Source organism: Brenneria izadpanahii, assembly GCF_017569925.1.
In the GTDB taxonomy this organism is placed as follows: domain Bacteria; phylum Pseudomonadota; class Gammaproteobacteria; order Enterobacterales; family Enterobacteriaceae; genus Brenneria; species Brenneria izadpanahii.
In genome coordinates this window covers 1,179,997-1,197,152 of record NZ_CP050854.1, presented here as the reverse complement: position 1 = coordinate 1,197,152, position 17,156 = coordinate 1,179,997, and the positions used below count along the sequence as shown (strand labels likewise).

Below are 17,156 nucleotides of genomic sequence, written 5' to 3'. Positions count from 1 at the left end.
CGAACAAGCTGAACTTCTCTGAGTCTATTCGTATCATCCTGATACTCACCCCCACGGGGCCAGTGCTCCGCACCGTTCAAAATCGTTCCCGACGATTTTGTCTCTCTAAAACACCTTCGGTGTTGTAAGGTTAAGCCTCTCGGGTCATTAGTACTGGTTAGCTCAACGTCTCGCAACGCTTACACACCCAGCCTATCTACGTCGTCGTCTTCAACGGCCCTTCAGGGGACTTAAAGTCCCAGGGAAGACTCATCTCGAGGCAAGTTTCCCGCTTAGATGCTTTCAGCGGTTATCTCTTCCGCACGTAGCTACCGGGCAATGCAATTGGCATCACAACCCGTACACCAGTGGTGCGTTCACTCCGGTCCTCTCGTACTAGGAGCAACCCCTCTCAATCTTCCAACGCCCACGGCAGATAGGGACCGAACTGTCTCACGACGTTCTAAACCCAGCTCGCGTACCACTTTAAATGGCGAACAGCCATACCCTTGGGACCTACTTCAGCCCCAGGATGTGATGAGCCGACATCGAGGTGCCAAACACCGCCGTCGATATGAACTCTTGGGCGGTATCAGCCTGTTATCCCCGGAGTACCTTTTATCCGTTGAGCGATGGCCCTTCCATTCAGAACCACCGGATCACTAAGACCTGCTTTCGCACCTGCTCGAGCCGTCACTCTCGCAGTCAAGCTAGCTTATGCCTTTGCACTAACCTCCTGATGTCCGACCAGGATTAGCTAACCTTCGTGCTCCTCCGTTACTCTTTGGGAGGAGACCGCCCCAGTCAAACTACCCACCAGACACTGTCCGCAACCCCGCTCAGGGGCCCACGTTAGAACATCGAACATTAAAGGGTGGTATTTCAAGGTTGGCTCCACGCAGACTGGCGTCCACGCTTCAAAGCCTCCCACCTATCCTACACATCAAGGCTCAAGGTTCAGTGTCAAGCTATAGTAAAGGTTCACGGGGTCTTTCCGTCTTGCCGCGGGTACACTGCATCTTCACAGCGAGTTCAATTTCACTGAGTCTCGGGTGGAGACAGCCTGGCCATCATTACGCCATTCGTGCAGGTCGGAACTTACCCGACAAGGAATTTCGCTACCTTAGGACCGTTATAGTTACGGCCGCCGTTTACCGGGGCTTCGATCAAGAGCTTCGCCCAAAGGCTGACCCCATCAATTAACCTTCCGGCACCGGGCAGGCGTCACACCGTATACGTCCACTTTCGTGTTTGCACAGTGCTGTGTTTTTATTAAACAGTTGCAGCCAGCTGGTATCTGCGACTGGTCTCAGCTCCATCCGCGAGGGACTTCACCAAATCCAGCGTGCCTTCTCCCGAAGTTACGGCACCATTTTGCCTAGTTCCTTCACCCGAGTTCTCTCAAGCGCCTGAGTATTCTCTACCTGACCACCTGTGTCGGTTTGGGGTACGATTGCGTGTTGCCTGGAGCTTAGAGGCTTTTCCTGGAAGCGTAGCATCGGTTACTTCGTCACCGTAGTGACTCGTCGTCACGCCTCAGTGTTAACAGTGTTCCGGATTTACCAAAAACACCCACCTGCACGCTTAAACCGGGACAACCGTCGCCCGGCCAACCTAGCTTTCTCCGTCCCCCCTTCGCAGCAACACCCAGTACAGGAATATTAACCTGTTTCCCATCGACTACGCTTTTCAGCCTCGCCTTAGGGGTCGACTCACCCTGCCCCGATTAACGTTGGACAGGAACCCTTGGTCTTCCGGCGTGCGGGTTTTTCACCCGCATTATCGTTACTTATGTCAGCATTCGCACTTCTGATACCTCCAGCAACCCTCACGGGCCACCTTCGCAGGCTTACAGAACGCTCCCCTACCCAACGAACGTATCCCTAAGCCAACTCGACTTTGTAAAACGCATTGATGTCGCTTCGCTCCATCAATCGTTATTCAACATCGCCAAATTGTCTTGGGTGATACGTTCGCTGCCGCAGCTTCGGTGCATGGTTTAGCCCCGTTACATCTTCCGCGCAGGCCGACTCGACCAGTGAGCTATTACGCTTTCTTTAAATGATGGCTGCTTCTAAGCCAACATCCTGGCTGTCTGGGCCTTCCCACATCGTTTCCCACTTAACCATGACTTTGGGACCTTAGCTGGCGGTCTGGGTTGTTTCCCTCTTCACGACGGACGTTAGCACCCGCCGTGTGTCTCCCGTGATAACATTCTACGGTATTCGCAGTTTGCATCGAGTTGGTAAGTCGGGATGACCCCCTAGTCGAAACAGTGCTCTACCCCCGTAGATGAGTTCACGAGGCGCTACCTAAATAGCTTTCGGGGAGAACCAGCTATCTCCCGGTTTGATTGGCCTTTCACCCCCAGCCACAGGTCATCCGCTAATTTTTCAACATTAGTCGGTTCGGTCCTCCAGTTAGTGTTACCCAACCTTCAACCTGCCCATGGCTAGATCACCGGGTTTCGGGTCTATACCCTGCAACTTAACGCCCAGTTAAGACTCGGTTTCCCTGCGGCTCCCCTATTCGGTTAACCTTGCTACAGAATATAAGTCGCTGACCCATTATACAAAAGGTACGCAGTCACCCTGATAAATCAAGGCTCCCACTGCTTGTACGTACACGGTTTCAGGTTCTATTTCACTCCCCTCGCCGGGGTTCTTTTCGCCTTTCCCTCACGGTACTGGTTCACTATCGGTCAGTCAGGAGTATTTAGCCTTGGAGGATGGTCCCCCCATCTTCAGACAGGATATCACGTGTCCCGCCCTACTCATCGAACTCACAGCCTGTGCATTTTTGTGTACGGGACTATCACCCTCTGTCGTGCGACTTTCCAGACGCTTCCACTAATACACAAACTGATTCAGGTTCTGGGCTTTTCCCCGTTCGCTCGCCGCTACTGGGGGAATCTCGGTTGATTTCTTTTCCTCGGGGTACTGAGATGTTTCAGTTCCCCCGGTTCGCCTCATCACACTATGTATTCATGTGATGATAATGTGTCGAAACACACTGGGTTTCCCCATTCGGGTATCGTCGGCTGTTACGGTTCATATCACCTTACCGACGCTTTTCGCAGATTAGCACGCCCTTCATCGCCTCTGACTGCCTAGGCATCCACCGTGTACGCTTAGTCGCTTAACCTCACAACCCGAAGGTGTTTCGTAAAACACATTCGCGCCGTGATTATTTGAGAGACTCCGATACAACCAAACCACATCCCGCTACGAGATAGGTTCAGCCGCATCGTTTCAAATTTCAGCTTGTTCCAGATTGTTAAAGAGCATAATACTTCACAGCATACTGTTTCCAATACGCTCTGAAGTCTTTATATGGTGGAGCTATGCGGGATCGAACCGCAGACCTCCTGCGTGCAAAGCAGGCGCTCTCCCAGCTGAGCTATAGCCCCATGACCTACACTTACAGCTACCTTTAGTACCACTCATAGAAGAGTTAATTCGTTTCCAGGCAAGGCGTGGAACGGCGAAGCATACTCTCGTATGCGAGTCATTTCACAACGCAGCATGGGAATGAATTTGGTAGGCCTGAGTGGACTTGAACCACCGACCTCACCCTTATCAGGGGTGCGCTCTAACCACCTGAGCTACAAGCCTATTAAGGTATTTCTGCTCGTCATTTTCATCAGACAATCTGTGTGGACACTGCACTACCTGTATCAGGCTTTTGGTAAGGAGGTGATCCAACCGCAGGTTCCCCTACGGTTACCTTGTTACGACTTCACCCCAGTCATGAATCACAAAGTGGTAAGCGCCCCCCCGAAGGTTAAGCTACCTACTTCTTTTGCAACCCACTCCCATGGTGTGACGGGCGGTGTGTACAAGGCCCGGGAACGTATTCACCGTAGCATTCTGATCTACGATTACTAGCGATTCCGACTTCATGGAGTCGAGTTGCAGACTCCAATCCGGACTACGACGCACTTTATGAGGTCCGCTTGCTCTCGCGAGGTCGCTTCTCTTTGTATGCGCCATTGTAGCACGTGTGTAGCCCTACTCGTAAGGGCCATGATGACTTGACGTCATCCCCACCTTCCTCCGGTTTATCACCGGCAGTCTCCTTTGAGTTCCCGACCGAATCGCTGGCAACAAAGGATAAGGGTTGCGCTCGTTGCGGGACTTAACCCAACATTTCACAACACGAGCTGACGACAGCCATGCAGCACCTGTCTCACGGTTCCCGAAGGCACTAAGGCATCTCTGCCAAATTCCGTGGATGTCAAGAGTAGGTAAGGTTCTTCGCGTTGCATCGAATTAAACCACATGCTCCACCGCTTGTGCGGGCCCCCGTCAATTCATTTGAGTTTTAACCTTGCGGCCGTACTCCCCAGGCGGTCGACTTAACGCGTTAGCTCCGGAAGCCACGGTTCAAGACCACAGCCTCCAAGTCGACATCGTTTACGGCGTGGACTACCAGGGTATCTAATCCTGTTTGCTCCCCACGCTTTCGCACCTGAGCGTCAGTCTTCGTCCAGGGGGCCGCCTTCGCCACCGGTATTCCTCCAGATCTCTACGCATTTCACCGCTACACCTGGAATTCTACCCCCCTCTACGAGACTCTAGCCTGCCAGTCTTGAATGCAGTTCCCAGGTTAAGCCCGGGGATTTCACATCCAACTTAACAGACCGCCTGCGTGCGCTTTACGCCCAGTCATTCCGATTAACGCTTGCACCCTCCGTATTACCGCGGCTGCTGGCACGGAGTTAGCCGGTGCTTCTTCTGCGGGTAACGTCAATGAATAAGGCTATTAACCTCATCCCCTTCCTCCCCGCTGAAAGTGCTTTACAACCCGAAGGCCTTCTTCACACACGCGGCATGGCTGCATCAGGGTTTCCCCCATTGTGCAATATTCCCCACTGCTGCCTCCCGTAGGAGTCTGGACCGTGTCTCAGTTCCAGTGTGGCTGGTCATCCTCTCAGACCAGCTAGGGATCGTCGCCTAGGTGGGCCATTACCCCGCCTACTAGCTAATCCCATCTGGGTTCATCCGATGGTGTGAGGCCCGAAGGTCCCCCACTTTGGTCTTGCGACGTTATGCGGTATTAGCTACCGTTTCCAGTAGTTATCCCCCTCCATCGGGCAGATCCCCAGACGTTACTCACCCGTCCGCCGCTCGCCGGCAAAGAAGCAAGCTTCTTCCCGCTGCCGCTCGACTTGCATGTGTTAGGCCTGCCGCCAGCGTTCAATCTGAGCCATGATCAAACTCTTCAATTTAAGATTTGTTTGATTCGCTTAATTAAAAGCTGTGCTCAAAGAATTAATAACTGTTTATTCGTAATGAATTTACTGTTGTCACTCTTCAAGACTTTTTTATATCGTTGCCGATAACGGTCTTGTGAGTGCCCACACAGATTGTCTGATTGAATTGTTAAAGAGCAGTGCCACAATATCCTGTGGCGCGGGCGGCATATACTATGCTTTTCCGCAGTGAAGTCAAGCGATTATTGCCTGGCTTCCGACTTGCCGCACAACAGCGCGAGCGCCGTTGCCGTGTCAGTGGGAGCGCATTATAGGGACTTCTCGGCGCCTGACAAGCGCTAAATGAAAAAAAATCCTCAAGCGTTCAAAAATGAGTCAGAAGACCCTTTTTAGCCGGTATTTTGTGCAGAAAATGAGAGTTATATACACAAGCACAAAAAAAACGGGAGAAATAAACGATTTCCCCCGTTCTTGCCTAGATTAAATTAAAAGCTCGGTTATTGGCGAGCAACGATATTCTCACCATCAACATCAAGCGTCACCGGTTTACCGGGAATCAACTTACCGGACAAAATCTGTTGAGCCAGCGGGTTTTCAATCAGTTGCTGTATTGCTCTTTTAAGCGGACGCGCGCCATAGACCGGATCGAACCCGATTTCTCCCAACCGTTCCAGCGCCGCGTCTGTTATCGTCACATGATAGCCACGCTCTTCAAGACGTTTATACAAACGCTGCAGCTGGATCTTGGCGATTGATGCGATATGTTTTCTTCCCAGCGGGTGGAATACAACCACTTCATCGATACGGTTGATAAACTCGGGACGGAAACTACGGCTAACCACCTCAAGCACCATGCCGCGCATTTCGGCATAACTCCGCTCACCGAACCGCTCCTGAATCAGATCGGAACCAAGGTTTGACGTCATAATCACAACCGTATTGCGGAAGTCGACCGTACGCCCCTGACCATCAGTCAGACGCCCATCATCCAATACCTGCAGCAGAATATTGAACACATCTGGATGCGCTTTCTCGATTTCATCCAGCAGAATCACCGAATAAGGACGGCGACGAACGGCTTCCGTCAGGTAGCCGCCATCTTCATAACCCACATATCCCGGGGGCGCCCCGACCAAACGCGACACCGAGTGCTTTTCCATGAACTCAGACATATCGATACGAACCATCGCATCGTCACTGTCGAACAAGAAAGAAGCTAGCGTTTTACACAGCTCTGTTTTACCTACCCCGGTCGGCCCAAGGAACAGGAAAGAACCGATTGGACGATTAGGATCGGACAAACCGGCACGACTGCGTCGGATAGAGTTCGCCACCGCTTCGACCGCTTCATCCTGCCCTATTACGCGCTGGTGCAGCGCTTCCTCCATTCTTAACAGTTTTTCGCGTTCGCTTTCCAACATTCTGGACACCGGAATACCGGTCCAGCGGGCAAGCACTTCGGCTATTTCAGTATCCGTAACGCGGTTGCGCAACAGACGCATGGTTTTACCTTCAAGCTGCGTCGCCGCCGCCAGCTGTTTTTCCAGCTCAGGAATTTTACCGTATTGGATCTCGGACATCTGTCCCAGATCGCCTTGGCGACGAGCCTGTTCCAGCGATATTTTTGCCTGCTCCAAAGCCGCCTTAATATTCTGCGTTCCCGTAAGCGAGGCTTTTTCCGCCTTCCACTCTTCTTCCAGCTTGGAGTACTCGCGTTCTTTTTCTTCAAGCTCGCTATTTAATAGCTCTAAGCGTTTTTGGCTGGCCTCATCCGACTCTTTTTTCAGCGCCTGCTGTTCCAGCTTTAGCTGAATGATACGGCGATCCAGACGATCCAAAGGTTCTGGCTTAGAATCAATCTGGATACGGATACTGGAAGCCGCTTCATCAATCAGGTCGATAGCCTTGTCAGGCAGCTTACGGTCGGCAATATAACGATGCGACAGTGTCGCCGCAGCCACAATTGCCGGGTCGGTAATCTGCACGTGGTGATGCAGCTCATAGCGTTCTTTAAGACCACGTAAAATGGCGATGGTATCTTCTACCGTTGGCTCGGCGACGAACACTTTCTGGAAACGACGCTCCAGCGCCGCATCTTTTTCAATATATTGCCGGTATTCATCCAACGTTGTGGCGCCGACGCAGTGTAACTCACCGCGAGCCAGAGCTGGCTTCAGCATATTCCCGGCATCCATGGCGCCGTCAGCTTTACCCGCACCTACCATCGTGTGCAGCTCATCAATAAACAGGATGACATTCCCTTCCTGTTTGGCTAAGTCAGTAAGAACGCCTTTTAACCGTTCTTCGAACTCCCCACGATACTTAGCGCCAGCGACCAATGAACCCATATCCAGCGAAAGAACACGCTTGTTCTTTAAACCTTCCGGCACTTCGCCATTAACAATACGCAATGCCAAACCTTCAACAATGGCGGTTTTACCGACGCCAGGCTCACCGATTAATACTGGGTTATTTTTAGTTCGACGTTGTAATACTTGAATAGTACGGCGAATTTCTTCATCACGGCCGATCACCGGGTCAAGTTTGCCTTGCTCCGCACGCTCGGTCAGGTCGATAGTATATTTTTTTAATGCCTGCCGTTGGTCCTCAGCGCCTTGATCATTCACTTGTTCGCCTCCTCTTATTTGATCAATTGCCTTGGTAACGCTTTCCTGTGTCGCCCCGGTATTTTTAATCATGTCGCTGAGTGTACTGTGAGAATCCAGCACGGCCAACACAAAAAGCTCAGAGGAAATAAAGGTATCACCACGCTTCTGAGCCATTTTGTCACACACGTTTAAGGTACGGACCAACTCGCTGGATGGCTGGACATCGCCCCCCGTTCCTTCCACCTGAGGCAAACGTGATATCGCATGATCGATTTCGGTTTTCAAACGAACGACATTGGCGCCGGCCGCGGTTAGAAGCGGACCGACAGTACCGCCTTCCTGATTAAGTAAAGCACTCATCAAGTGAAGAGGTTCGATAAATTGATGGTCTCTCCCGAGGGCTAAAGATTGGGCATCGGCGAGGGCTAGTTGAAACTTGTTGGTAAGACGATCCAGACGCATAACACCTCCCATGGAACTGGACAAAACTGCTACTGGAGATCAGATGAGGTCATCCCTCAAAATTTCAAGGTTATTTTGCCAATAGCCATGGGATTAAAATGTTATTTGCCGTGGATCGTCTTAATTCAATAGGTTATATCAGCCAGATTAAACTTGCCATACGGCCCGTCACACCATCGCGCCGATAAGAGAAAAATCTCTGCGGATCGCTGACGGTACACAGATCTCCGCCGAAGATCCGCGTCACTCCGCTGGCGCGTAAACGTAAACGCGCCAGCTGGTATATATCGGCAAGAAACTTATCTCCATTAGCCCTAAATGCAGATATAGCCATAGCGTCATGTTGCATAAACGCCTCCCGGACTTCTGGCCCGACTTCAAACTTTTCAGGGCCAATGGCAGGGCCAAGCCATGCCATAATCTGGGAGGGGCTGGCGCGAAAACAGGATAACGTCTCCTCCAGCACTCCCGCACATAACCCGCGCCAACCGGCATGAGCCGCAGCGACTTCATCGCCGGCGACGGAGCAAAACAACACCGGTAAACAATCGGCCGTCATCACCGCGCAAACCTGCCCTTTCCGATCGGTGTAAACCGCGTCACCGCAACTAGCAGGCTGCCGTGCGCTGCCGATACGAATAACATGCGTACCGTGAACCTGCTCCAGCCAGTGCGGCATGGAAGGCAGTCCGGCTTTATCCATCAGTATCTGACGATTAATCCTCACTGTTTCCGCATCATCGCCAACGTGATCCCCAAGATTGAGCGCATCGTACGGCGCTAAGCTGGTGCCGCCGCAACGGGTTGTACTGCATGCCCGGATACTCTCCGGTAAAGGCCAGTCAGGATGTATTAGCATTATTTAATCACCAATTGAGTTGGTCTTCGAACGCTTCGGTATCCGCTTTTAATGCATTAACGAGATCGACCATATCCTGCGGCAGAGGAGCGTGCCATTCCATCTGTATCCCACTGACAGGATGATATAAGCGTAACATGGTGGCGTGCAACGCCTGCCGATCAAAACCACGCAGCACCGAAATAAACTCCTCTGAAGCGCCTTTAGGCGGGCGCGGCCGTCCGCCATACAGAGGATCGCCCACCAGCGGGTGATTAATATGCGACATGTGCACGCGGATCTGATGGGTGCGTCCGGTTTCCAACCGCAGGCGTAACCGCGTATGCGCGCGGAAATGCTCCATGATTCGATAATGAGTGACGGCAGGTTTCCCCATGGGGTGTACCGCCATGTGCGTACGTTTTGTTGCATGGCGAGCGATCGGCTCTTCTACCGTTCCCCCCGCCGTCATGGTGCCAATTGCGACGGCCTCATATTCGCGAGTGATTTCACGCGCCTGTAATGATTCAACCAGTCTAGTCTGTGCGGGAACGGTTTTCGCCACCACCATTAATCCAGTGGTGTCTTTATCCAGACGATGAACAATACCTGCCCGCGGAACATCCGCTATTTCAGGATAGTAATGCAGCAGCGCATTGAGCACCGTGCCGTCAGGATTGCCCGCGCCAGGATGAACCACTAAATCTCTGGGTTTATTAATTACCAGGATATCCTGATCTTCATACACGATATCCAGCGCGATATCCTGCGCTTCCCAACGTGCTTCTTCTTCAATAATTGCATCAATATCAACCAATTCGCCACCCAGTACTTTCTCTTTTGGCTTATTGATTACATTACCGTTAATCTGTACCCGGTTATCAAGAATCCACTCTTTTATACGAGATCGTGAATAATCAGGGAACAATTCGGCCAAAGCCTGATCTAAACGTTGTCCGAGTTGAGATTCGGCCACCGTTGCGGTGAGTTGTACTTGTTGTGCCATAGTTGCAGCTTCTTCGTTAACGTTGGGTTTTCACGGCGATGCCGTTTAAAATAATGTACTATTGTAGCTGGTCTAAATCGGGAGCTTAACGGACAGTTTCCCGGAATAACACTCTGAGGATAATCAAAACGTCATGACGCGTATGAAATATCTGGTGGCTGCCGCCACGTTGAGCCTGGCGCTGGTTGGCTGCTCCAACGGTTCCAAAGATGCGGTTCCTGACAGCCCGCCATCTGTACTCTATGCTAATGCTCAACAAAAATTGCAGGATGGTAACTTTAGAGCAGCCATCACACAGTTGGAAGCGCTGGATAACCGGTATCCATTTGGCCCTTATTCTCAACAGGTGCAGTTGGATCTAATTTACGCCTACTATAAATCTGCTGAACTACCTTTGGCCCAGGCATCTATCGATCGCTTCCTACGATTAAACCCCACGCATCCGAATATTGATTACGTATTGTACATGCGCGGATTGACAGATATGGCTCTTGATGACAGCGCGTTGCAGGGATTCTTTGGCGTTGATCGTTCCGATCGCGACCCTCAGTATGCCCGCACTGCCTTCCGAGACTTTAGCCGTCTAATTCAGGGTTATCCAAACAGCCAGTATGCGACCGACGCCAACAAACGGCTGGTCTATCTGAAAGAACGTTTGGCTAAATATGAACTTTCCGTGGCGCAATACTACACGAAACGCGGCGCTTATGTGGCAGTAGTTAATCGAGTGGAACAAATGCTGCGTGACTATCCCGATACCCAGGCAACGAAAGACGCTTTACCGCTAATGGAAAATGCTTACCGCGAGCTTCAGTTAGCCGCACAGGCGGATAAAGTCGCAAAAATCATCGCCGCGAACCCGGCTTAATTATCGCTGAATAAAACAATCCAACGGCAGCTTAGGTTGCCGTTTTTTATGTCTGCTTTTTGGTATCTGGAGGAGGAAAAGACAGAAAACAGGCTGAGCGGATTGAGGTCATCCGTTCAATAATGACATAGCTCATCCCCCCTCTCAAGCACTTCCCATCGACTCCCGACCTCGCATCACAGATCATGTTTTTTTGCCCAAAAGTGGCAAAAAAAAGTGATCATAATCACGCATTTTATCTTTACTCGCGTTATGCTGAAATTATTCAAGACGGACAAAGACAGAGAGGTAAGTTATATGACTATCAATATTACCAGTAAGCAAATGGATATTACCCCCGCAATACGTCAACATGTCGAAGACCGTCTTTCTAAGCTGGATAAGTGGCAGGCCCACCTGATTAACCCCCATATCATTCTGTCAAAAGAACCTCAGGGTTTCGTTGCCGATGCAACAATCAGTACGCCGAATGGGCCGCTGGTCGCCAGCGCCAAACATGAAGATATGTATGCCGCCATCAATGAGCTCATCGCCAAACTTGAGCGCCAGTTAAACAAAGTGCAACATAAAGGTGAAGCGCGCCGCGCCGCAACGTGCGTCAAAGATGCCAATCTACAAGTTCCGCAAGAAGAGTAATCCATCGCCATTCTTGCTATCTAACGCGCCGATTGGCGCGTTTTTTATTGACAGGATGAAAAGCCAACAGTTACTTTACACACTATCGCTTCGTACTTAATATTTCTTAATTCATACTGGGTCAGCATGACTAACGCACCGTTCTTCTTCGTATTCTTTTTCACCTTCCCCTGAATTCGGGAGGCGATTCGTCGTAAGGCAAGAATACGAAGACGAACAAAAAAGCCTCCTGAATACAGGGGGCTTTTTTTATCAGGACAGCAAACAGGTAACAAGATAATGACCGATAACCCACTACTGGTTCTACGTGAACGCATCAGTGAACTGGATTTAAAGCTACTGGAATTACTAGCGGAAAGACGAGATCTGGCGCTTGAGGTTGCACGCAGCAAGTTACTTTCTCATCGTCCTATCCGTGATAAAGAGCGTGAACGTGATTTATTGGATAAGCTCACTGCCGCCGGGAAAAAATATCATCTTGATGGTCACTACATCACCCGTTTATTCCAGATTATTATTGAAGACTCGGTGCTGACGCAGCAGGCGTTATTGCAACATCATCTCAATCAGACGACCGCCCTCTCAGCGCGAATCGCCTTTCTTGGACCTAAAGGCTCCTATTCACACCTGGCGGCCCGCCAATACGCGGCCCGGCATTTCGAGCAACTCATCGAATGCGGTTGCCAGAAATTCCAGGATATTTTCAATATGGTGGAAACGGGTCAGGCTGATTACGCCGTATTACCGATTGAAAACACCAGTTCTGGCTCCATTAACGATGTCTATGACCTGTTACAACACACAGGGCTATCGATCGTCGGTGAACTGTCGAATCCGATTAACCACTGCGTATTAGTCGCCACCGATACGCATCTCGATCAGATAGAGACGGTCTATAGTCACCCGCAACCATTCCAGCAATGTAGCCATTTCATCAATCGTTTTCCTAACTGGAAAATTGAATACTGCGAAAGTACCGCCGCAGCAATGGAAAAAGTGGCCGCGCTTAACTCACCCAAAGCTGCGGCATTAGGCAGTGAGGCCGGCGGGATGTTGTACCAATTAAAAGTTCTGGAACATAACCTGGCCAACCAATCGCAAAACATCACCCGGTTTATTATTCTTGCCCGTAAGCCCATTGAGGTTTCGGAACAGGTTCCGGCGAAAACCACGCTGATCATGGCGACAGGACAACAGTCTGGAGCACTGGTTGAAGCCCTGTTGGTGCTGCGCGACCAAGGCATCGTCATGACAAAACTGGAATCCCGTCCGATTAACGGTAATCCCTGGGAGGAGATGTTTTACATTGACGTACAAGCGAATTTGCGCAGTGAAGCGATGCAGAAGGCATTGCAGGGATTGACTGCGATTACGCGCTCGCTGAAGGTTTTAGGCTGTTACCCCAGTGAAAACGTCGTCCCGGTAAAGGAAACCGAGTGAAAGAAACCATCGCGGCGAAACCGCCGCGATGGCAAGACATATGAATTGATGAAAATGTATTGCCGATGATTATTGGCGGATATCGTTAGCCTGCCGCAACAACGTCCGGCTTTCAGCCTGAAAGCGCCCCGCATAGTCGCCGAACCAGTGTTCCACCTTTTTGAAGCTATTGATAAATTGCGTTTTATCGCCCTTATCCAGCAATTCAATAGCTTCGCCAAAGCGTTTATAATAACGCTTAATCAGTGCCAGATTGTTCTCGGAAGACATAATGATATCGGCATATAGCTGCGGATCCTGGGCAAACAGCCGTCCCACCATGATCAACTCCAGACGATAGATAGGCGATGACAGCGCGAGTAGCTGTTCGATTTGTACGTTTTCTTCCGCCAAATGCAGACCATAAGCAAAAGTAGCAAAGTGCCGCAGAGCCTGAATAAACATCATATTTTGATCATGTTCTACCGCGCTAATACGATGTAAACGGGCGCCCCACACCTGTATTTGCTCCAGCAACCATTGATAGGACTCTGGCTGACGCCCATCGCAATAGACGACCACCTGCTTAGCCAGGCTGCCGCTGTCCGGCCCGAACATAGGATGCAACCCTAGCACCGGCCCATTGTGTGCCGCCAACATCGCCTGTAAAGGGCCATTTTTTACCGAGGCCAAATCAACCAGAATACAGTCGTCCGGCAGTTTAGGCAGACGGGCGATAACCTGCTCAGTCACATGAATAGGCACGCTGACGATGACCATACCGGCATCGGACAGCAGGGTTTCAGCTCTCGGCCAATCCTCTTGTTCCAGAATCTTGACCTGATAGCCCGACAACGTCAGCATTTTTTCAAACAGCGCCCCCATTTGCCCGCGGCCACCCACGATAACAACCGGACGAAGCTGCGGGCACAGCGTTTTAAATCCTTTATCGTTTTCGCTGGAATATGACTCGCGCATAACACGGCGCAAGATATCTTCAATCAGGTCGGGCGGCACGCCCAACTGGGAAGCCTCTTTACGGCGCAAACTGAGCATTGTCGCTTCACGATCCGGCGCATAGATAGGCAGGCCGTAACGACTTTTCACCTCGCCGACTTCCGCCACTAACCGCAACCGGCGTGATAACAGCGTCAACAGTTCTTTATCTACCTCATCTATCTGATCACGCAATGCGGTCAGTTCAGCTACCATTACTATTATTCTCCTGAATGTTTTACCCGCTCTGCGCCGATCTCCTGATGTACGGAACGCAGTAACGCTTCTGTCTTTTCCCAACTGATACAGGCATCTGTCACAGATACGCCATAGCGCATTTCTGAACGAGGCTGCTCTGAAGACTGGCTGCCTTCGTTAAGATGGCTCTCCAGCATCAGCCCCATGATGGATTGGTTGCCCGCCTTGATCTGCTCAATTGCCGACTCGACCACAATAGGCTGCCGACGGTAATCTTTATTTGAGTTACCATGACTACAATCTATCATCAGGGAGGGTTTCAGTCCCGCATCAAGCATCTGTTTTTCACATTCTGCAACATCTTGCGCGCTGTAGTTCGGCTTTTTGCCGCCGCGTAAAATAACATGCCCATCAGCATTTCCCTGGGTGTGCAGCAGGCAAACCTGTCCGGATTGGTTGATCCCCATAAACCGGTGCGGCATGGCCGCCGCCCTCATCGCATTGATTGCCGTTCCAAGACTGCCATCGGTACCATTTTTAAAACCCACCGGCATTGACAGACCTGACGCCATTTCACGGTGTGTTTGCGATTCTGTGGTACGGGCGCCAATGGCAGACCAACTGAACAGATCGCCCAGATACTGCGGATTATTCGGATCCAGCGCTTCCGTCGCCAACGGCAGTCCCATATTGACCAATTTGAGCAGCAGTTCGCGGGCAATATGCAACCCCGCCTCCACGTCGCATGAACCATCCATATAGGGATCGTTGATTAGCCCTTTCCAGCCGACCGTGGTACGGGGTTTCTCAAAATAGACCCGCATAACGATGTATAGCCTGTCGTTCAATTCCGCAGAAAGGGATTGCAGACGACGCCCGTACTCCAGCGCTGCGTCCGTATCGTGGATTGAGCAGGGCCCGCATACGATCAGCAAACGCCGATCGCGCCCATGAATAATATCCGCAATAGTTTCACGGGCACGGGCGATTGCCTTTTGTTCGTCATCACTCAGCGGAAATTTTGCTTTTAGCTCATCCGGAGTAATAAGTATCTGTTCTTCAACAATATTAATGTTGTTAAGCGAGTCTTTTTGCATATTCATATATTCCTGGCAAGTCCTGTATAGCGTGAACGGTTAATGCGGCCTATGCATTATGCTTATACCATAACACGAGCTGTAAATTTTTCAATCCATATCTGTAAACCAAAATTACCACCAGAAAAATATATTATGAAAGGCGTTCCCCCCTGCTCACCATTTCTACTTTTCATCATTCCAACCCGGGGCATGAATAGTGGTAGAATCAGCGGAACATAAAGGGGGGACAATGTTGAAAGCCATCATCATTGACGACGAATTACCCGCTCGTGAAGAGCTTGCTCTACTGCTGGAAAATGAACCTGACATAACGATTATCGCCCAATGCAGCAACGCGCTGGAGGCAATACCGGCTATTCATCGCCTACAGCCTGACGTTATTTTTCTGGATATACAGATGCCAAAAGTCAGCGGATTGGAATTGGCGGCGATGCTGGATCCGGAAAACATGCCTTACGTCGTGTTCGTCACCGCCTATGATGAATATGCCGTACGCGCGTTCGAAGAACATGCATTTGACTATCTGCTGAAACCGCTGGACTCACAGCGGCTCAGCAAAACGCTAAATCGTTTACGCCGCGGCACAAGTGTAAACAAAAACGTACAGTTAATTACCGAGCCTTATCTTCGCCACATTCCGTGCAACGGCCATAACCGCATTTTTCTACTTAAAGTCGATGAAGTTGAATATCTCTGTTCCGAACTTAGCGGAGTGCATGTTGTTGGCGTAAACGAGTCGGGTTATACCCAGCTCTCGCTAAAAACGTTGGAAGAGAAAACCCCTTTCGTGCGCTGCCATAGGAAATATATGGTCAACACCGATCTACTCAAAGAGATTCAACTGATGGAAAACGGTGCGGCGGAGGTGCTCACCAACACGGGAAAACATATTCCGGTAAGTCGTCGTTATCTGAAATTGTTAAAAGAAAAACTAGGCATCGCATAAAAATAGTGTGATTTTGATGGCTATGCCCACACTGATGACAGGTCCGTTATGAAATACAGTTACTTTCTGGCTGTAATTCTTTTTCTCACTGGGTGCCAAAATAACGCTTCCGCACCAACGGCCAATGAAGAAAAAAACTTCTGGTACGATGCGGGTTACAAAGACGCCGTATCCGGCATGGTGGTCAAGGACGATAGCGCGTTGGCGGAATGGTTCGGCACTCCCCAGATAGACCGAGAATCCTATTTATTCGGATATAGCGCAGGACAGTCGGCGTTTTGCCAACCCGGGAATATGCTTGAGTGGGGAAAAGCCGGCAAAAACTTCCCCGCCAGCTGCGATGGAGTCGCCAACGCCGAACAATTACGGGCGTTATGGCAACAAAGCATAAATTAACCGCCAGAAAGGCGGAATAACGCCGTAAAAAAAGGGCTTAGCCATTGGCTAAACCCTTTATTTATAACAACTTTCGGATGTTGCGAAAGCGCTATCTTAGTTAAGACGCTCTTTAATACGGGCAGACTTACCAGTGCGTTCACGCAGGTAGTACAATTTGGCTTTACGTACGGCACCACGACGTTTAACAGTAATGCTATCCACTACTGGAGAATGTGTTTGGAAAACACGTTCTACGCCTTCGCCGTTAGAAATCTTGCGAACAGTGAATGCAGAATGCAGACCGCGGTTACGAATAGCGATAACCACGCCCTCGAATGCCTGCAGACGTTTTTTGCTACCTTCAACAACCCATACCTTCACTTCTACGGTATCACCCGGACGAAATGCAGGTACGTCCTGCTTCATCTGTTCTTGTTCAATTTGCTTAATAATGTTGCTCATAATATGTCTCTTACCCTAGGTAAACTGATATTTGGGTTCGTCAG

Annotated in this window: 11 protein-coding genes, 2 tRNA genes, 2 rRNA genes and 1 other annotated feature; of the genes, 5 read left to right on the top strand and 10 right to left on the bottom strand. The window is 50.4% G+C overall.

What is annotated here, in order from left to right; genetic code table 11:
• Positions 1 to 126: 126 nt before the first annotated feature.
• The 7 genes from HC231_RS05335 to rluD form a co-directional block, all read right to left on the bottom strand.
• Positions 127 to 3,123, bottom strand: a 23S ribosomal RNA gene (locus tag HC231_RS05335).
• A 189-nt stretch (positions 3,124 to 3,312) separates the two neighbouring features.
• Positions 3,313 to 3,388 (bottom strand) — tRNA-Ala (locus HC231_RS05330).
• Between the two features lie 128 nt (positions 3,389 to 3,516).
• Positions 3,517 to 3,593, bottom strand: a tRNA-Ile gene (locus tag HC231_RS05325).
• Positions 3,594 to 3,667: 74 nt separating this feature from the next.
• Positions 3,668 to 5,209: ribosomal RNA gene (locus HC231_RS05320) — 16S ribosomal RNA — on the bottom strand.
• The 16S and 23S rRNA genes sit together here with 2 tRNA genes alongside, the layout of an rRNA operon.
• A 482-nt stretch (positions 5,210 to 5,691) precedes the next feature.
• The gene (gene clpB, locus HC231_RS05315; protein WP_208230044.1) at positions 5,692 to 8,265 is read right to left on the bottom strand and encodes an ATP-dependent chaperone ClpB; all 2,574 of its coding nucleotides are present in this window, start codon (positions 8,263 to 8,265) and stop codon (positions 5,692 to 5,694) included.
• A 133-nt stretch (positions 8,266 to 8,398) separates the two neighbouring features.
• Complete coding sequence (gene yfiH, locus HC231_RS05310) at positions 8,399 to 9,124, bottom strand: purine nucleoside phosphorylase YfiH (RefSeq protein ID WP_208230043.1); 726 nt, start codon at positions 9,122 to 9,124, stop codon at positions 8,399 to 8,401.
• Between the two features lie 7 nt (positions 9,125 to 9,131).
• Positions 9,132 to 10,109 carry a 23S rRNA pseudouridine(1911/1915/1917) synthase RluD gene (gene rluD, locus HC231_RS05305; protein WP_208230042.1) on the bottom strand — a complete coding sequence of 326 codons (978 nt, stop codon included), beginning with the start codon at positions 10,107 to 10,109 and terminating at the stop codon, positions 9,132 to 9,134.
• Positions 10,110 to 10,242: 133 nt separating this feature from the next.
• Here rluD and bamD point away from each other — a divergent pair, with 133 nt between their 5' ends.
• The 3 genes from bamD to pheA all read left to right on the top strand — a co-directional run bounded on the left by bamD (position 10,243) and on the right by pheA (position 13,053).
• Positions 10,243 to 10,977 (top strand): outer membrane protein assembly factor BamD, encoded by a 735-nt coding sequence (gene bamD / locus HC231_RS05300; protein ID WP_208230041.1) that lies wholly within the window; start codon positions 10,243 to 10,245, stop codon positions 10,975 to 10,977.
• A gap of 297 nt (positions 10,978 to 11,274) precedes the next feature.
• Positions 11,275 to 11,613, top strand: a complete 339-nt coding sequence (raiA, locus tag HC231_RS05295) for a ribosome-associated translation inhibitor RaiA (protein WP_048637771.1) — start codon at positions 11,275 to 11,277, stop codon at positions 11,611 to 11,613.
• Positions 11,614 to 11,738: 125 nt separating this feature from the next.
• Positions 11,739 to 11,866, top strand: a sequence feature (Phe leader region).
• A 26-nt stretch (positions 11,867 to 11,892) separates the two neighbouring features.
• Positions 11,893 to 13,053: a bifunctional chorismate mutase/prephenate dehydratase gene (gene pheA, locus HC231_RS05290; protein WP_208230040.1), complete on the top strand. Its 1,161-nt coding sequence runs from the start codon at positions 11,893 to 11,895 to the stop codon at positions 13,051 to 13,053.
• Between the two features lie 69 nt (positions 13,054 to 13,122).
• On the opposite strand, the gene tyrA is transcribed toward pheA, so the two are convergent.
• Both tyrA and HC231_RS05280 read right to left on the bottom strand, forming a co-directional pair.
• Complete coding sequence (gene tyrA, locus HC231_RS05285; RefSeq protein WP_208230039.1) at positions 13,123 to 14,244, bottom strand: bifunctional chorismate mutase/prephenate dehydrogenase; 1,122 nt, start codon at positions 14,242 to 14,244, stop codon at positions 13,123 to 13,125.
• Positions 14,245 to 14,249: 5 nt separating this feature from the next.
• Positions 14,250 to 15,323, bottom strand: a complete 1,074-nt coding sequence (locus tag HC231_RS05280; protein ID WP_208231230.1) for a 3-deoxy-7-phosphoheptulonate synthase — start codon at positions 15,321 to 15,323, stop codon at positions 14,250 to 14,252.
• A 232-nt stretch (positions 15,324 to 15,555) separates the two neighbouring features.
• On the opposite strand from HC231_RS05280, the gene btsR reads away from it, so the two are divergent.
• Both btsR and HC231_RS05270 read left to right on the top strand, forming a co-directional pair.
• Positions 15,556 to 16,272: a two-component system response regulator BtsR gene (gene btsR, locus HC231_RS05275; RefSeq protein ID WP_208230038.1), complete on the top strand. Its 717-nt coding sequence runs from the start codon at positions 15,556 to 15,558 to the stop codon at positions 16,270 to 16,272.
• A gap of 48 nt (positions 16,273 to 16,320) precedes the next feature.
• Entirely contained in the window at positions 16,321 to 16,668 is a 348-nt protein-coding gene (locus tag HC231_RS05270) for a DUF2799 domain-containing protein (protein WP_208230037.1), read from the top strand.
• A 96-nt stretch (positions 16,669 to 16,764) separates the two neighbouring features.
• Here HC231_RS05270 and rplS read toward each other — a convergent pair whose 3' ends face one another.
• The gene (rplS, locus tag HC231_RS05265) at positions 16,765 to 17,112 is read right to left on the bottom strand and encodes a 50S ribosomal protein L19 (protein ID WP_048637765.1); all 348 of its coding nucleotides are present in this window, start codon (positions 17,110 to 17,112) and stop codon (positions 16,765 to 16,767) included.
• Positions 17,113 to 17,156: the final 44 nt, after the last annotated feature.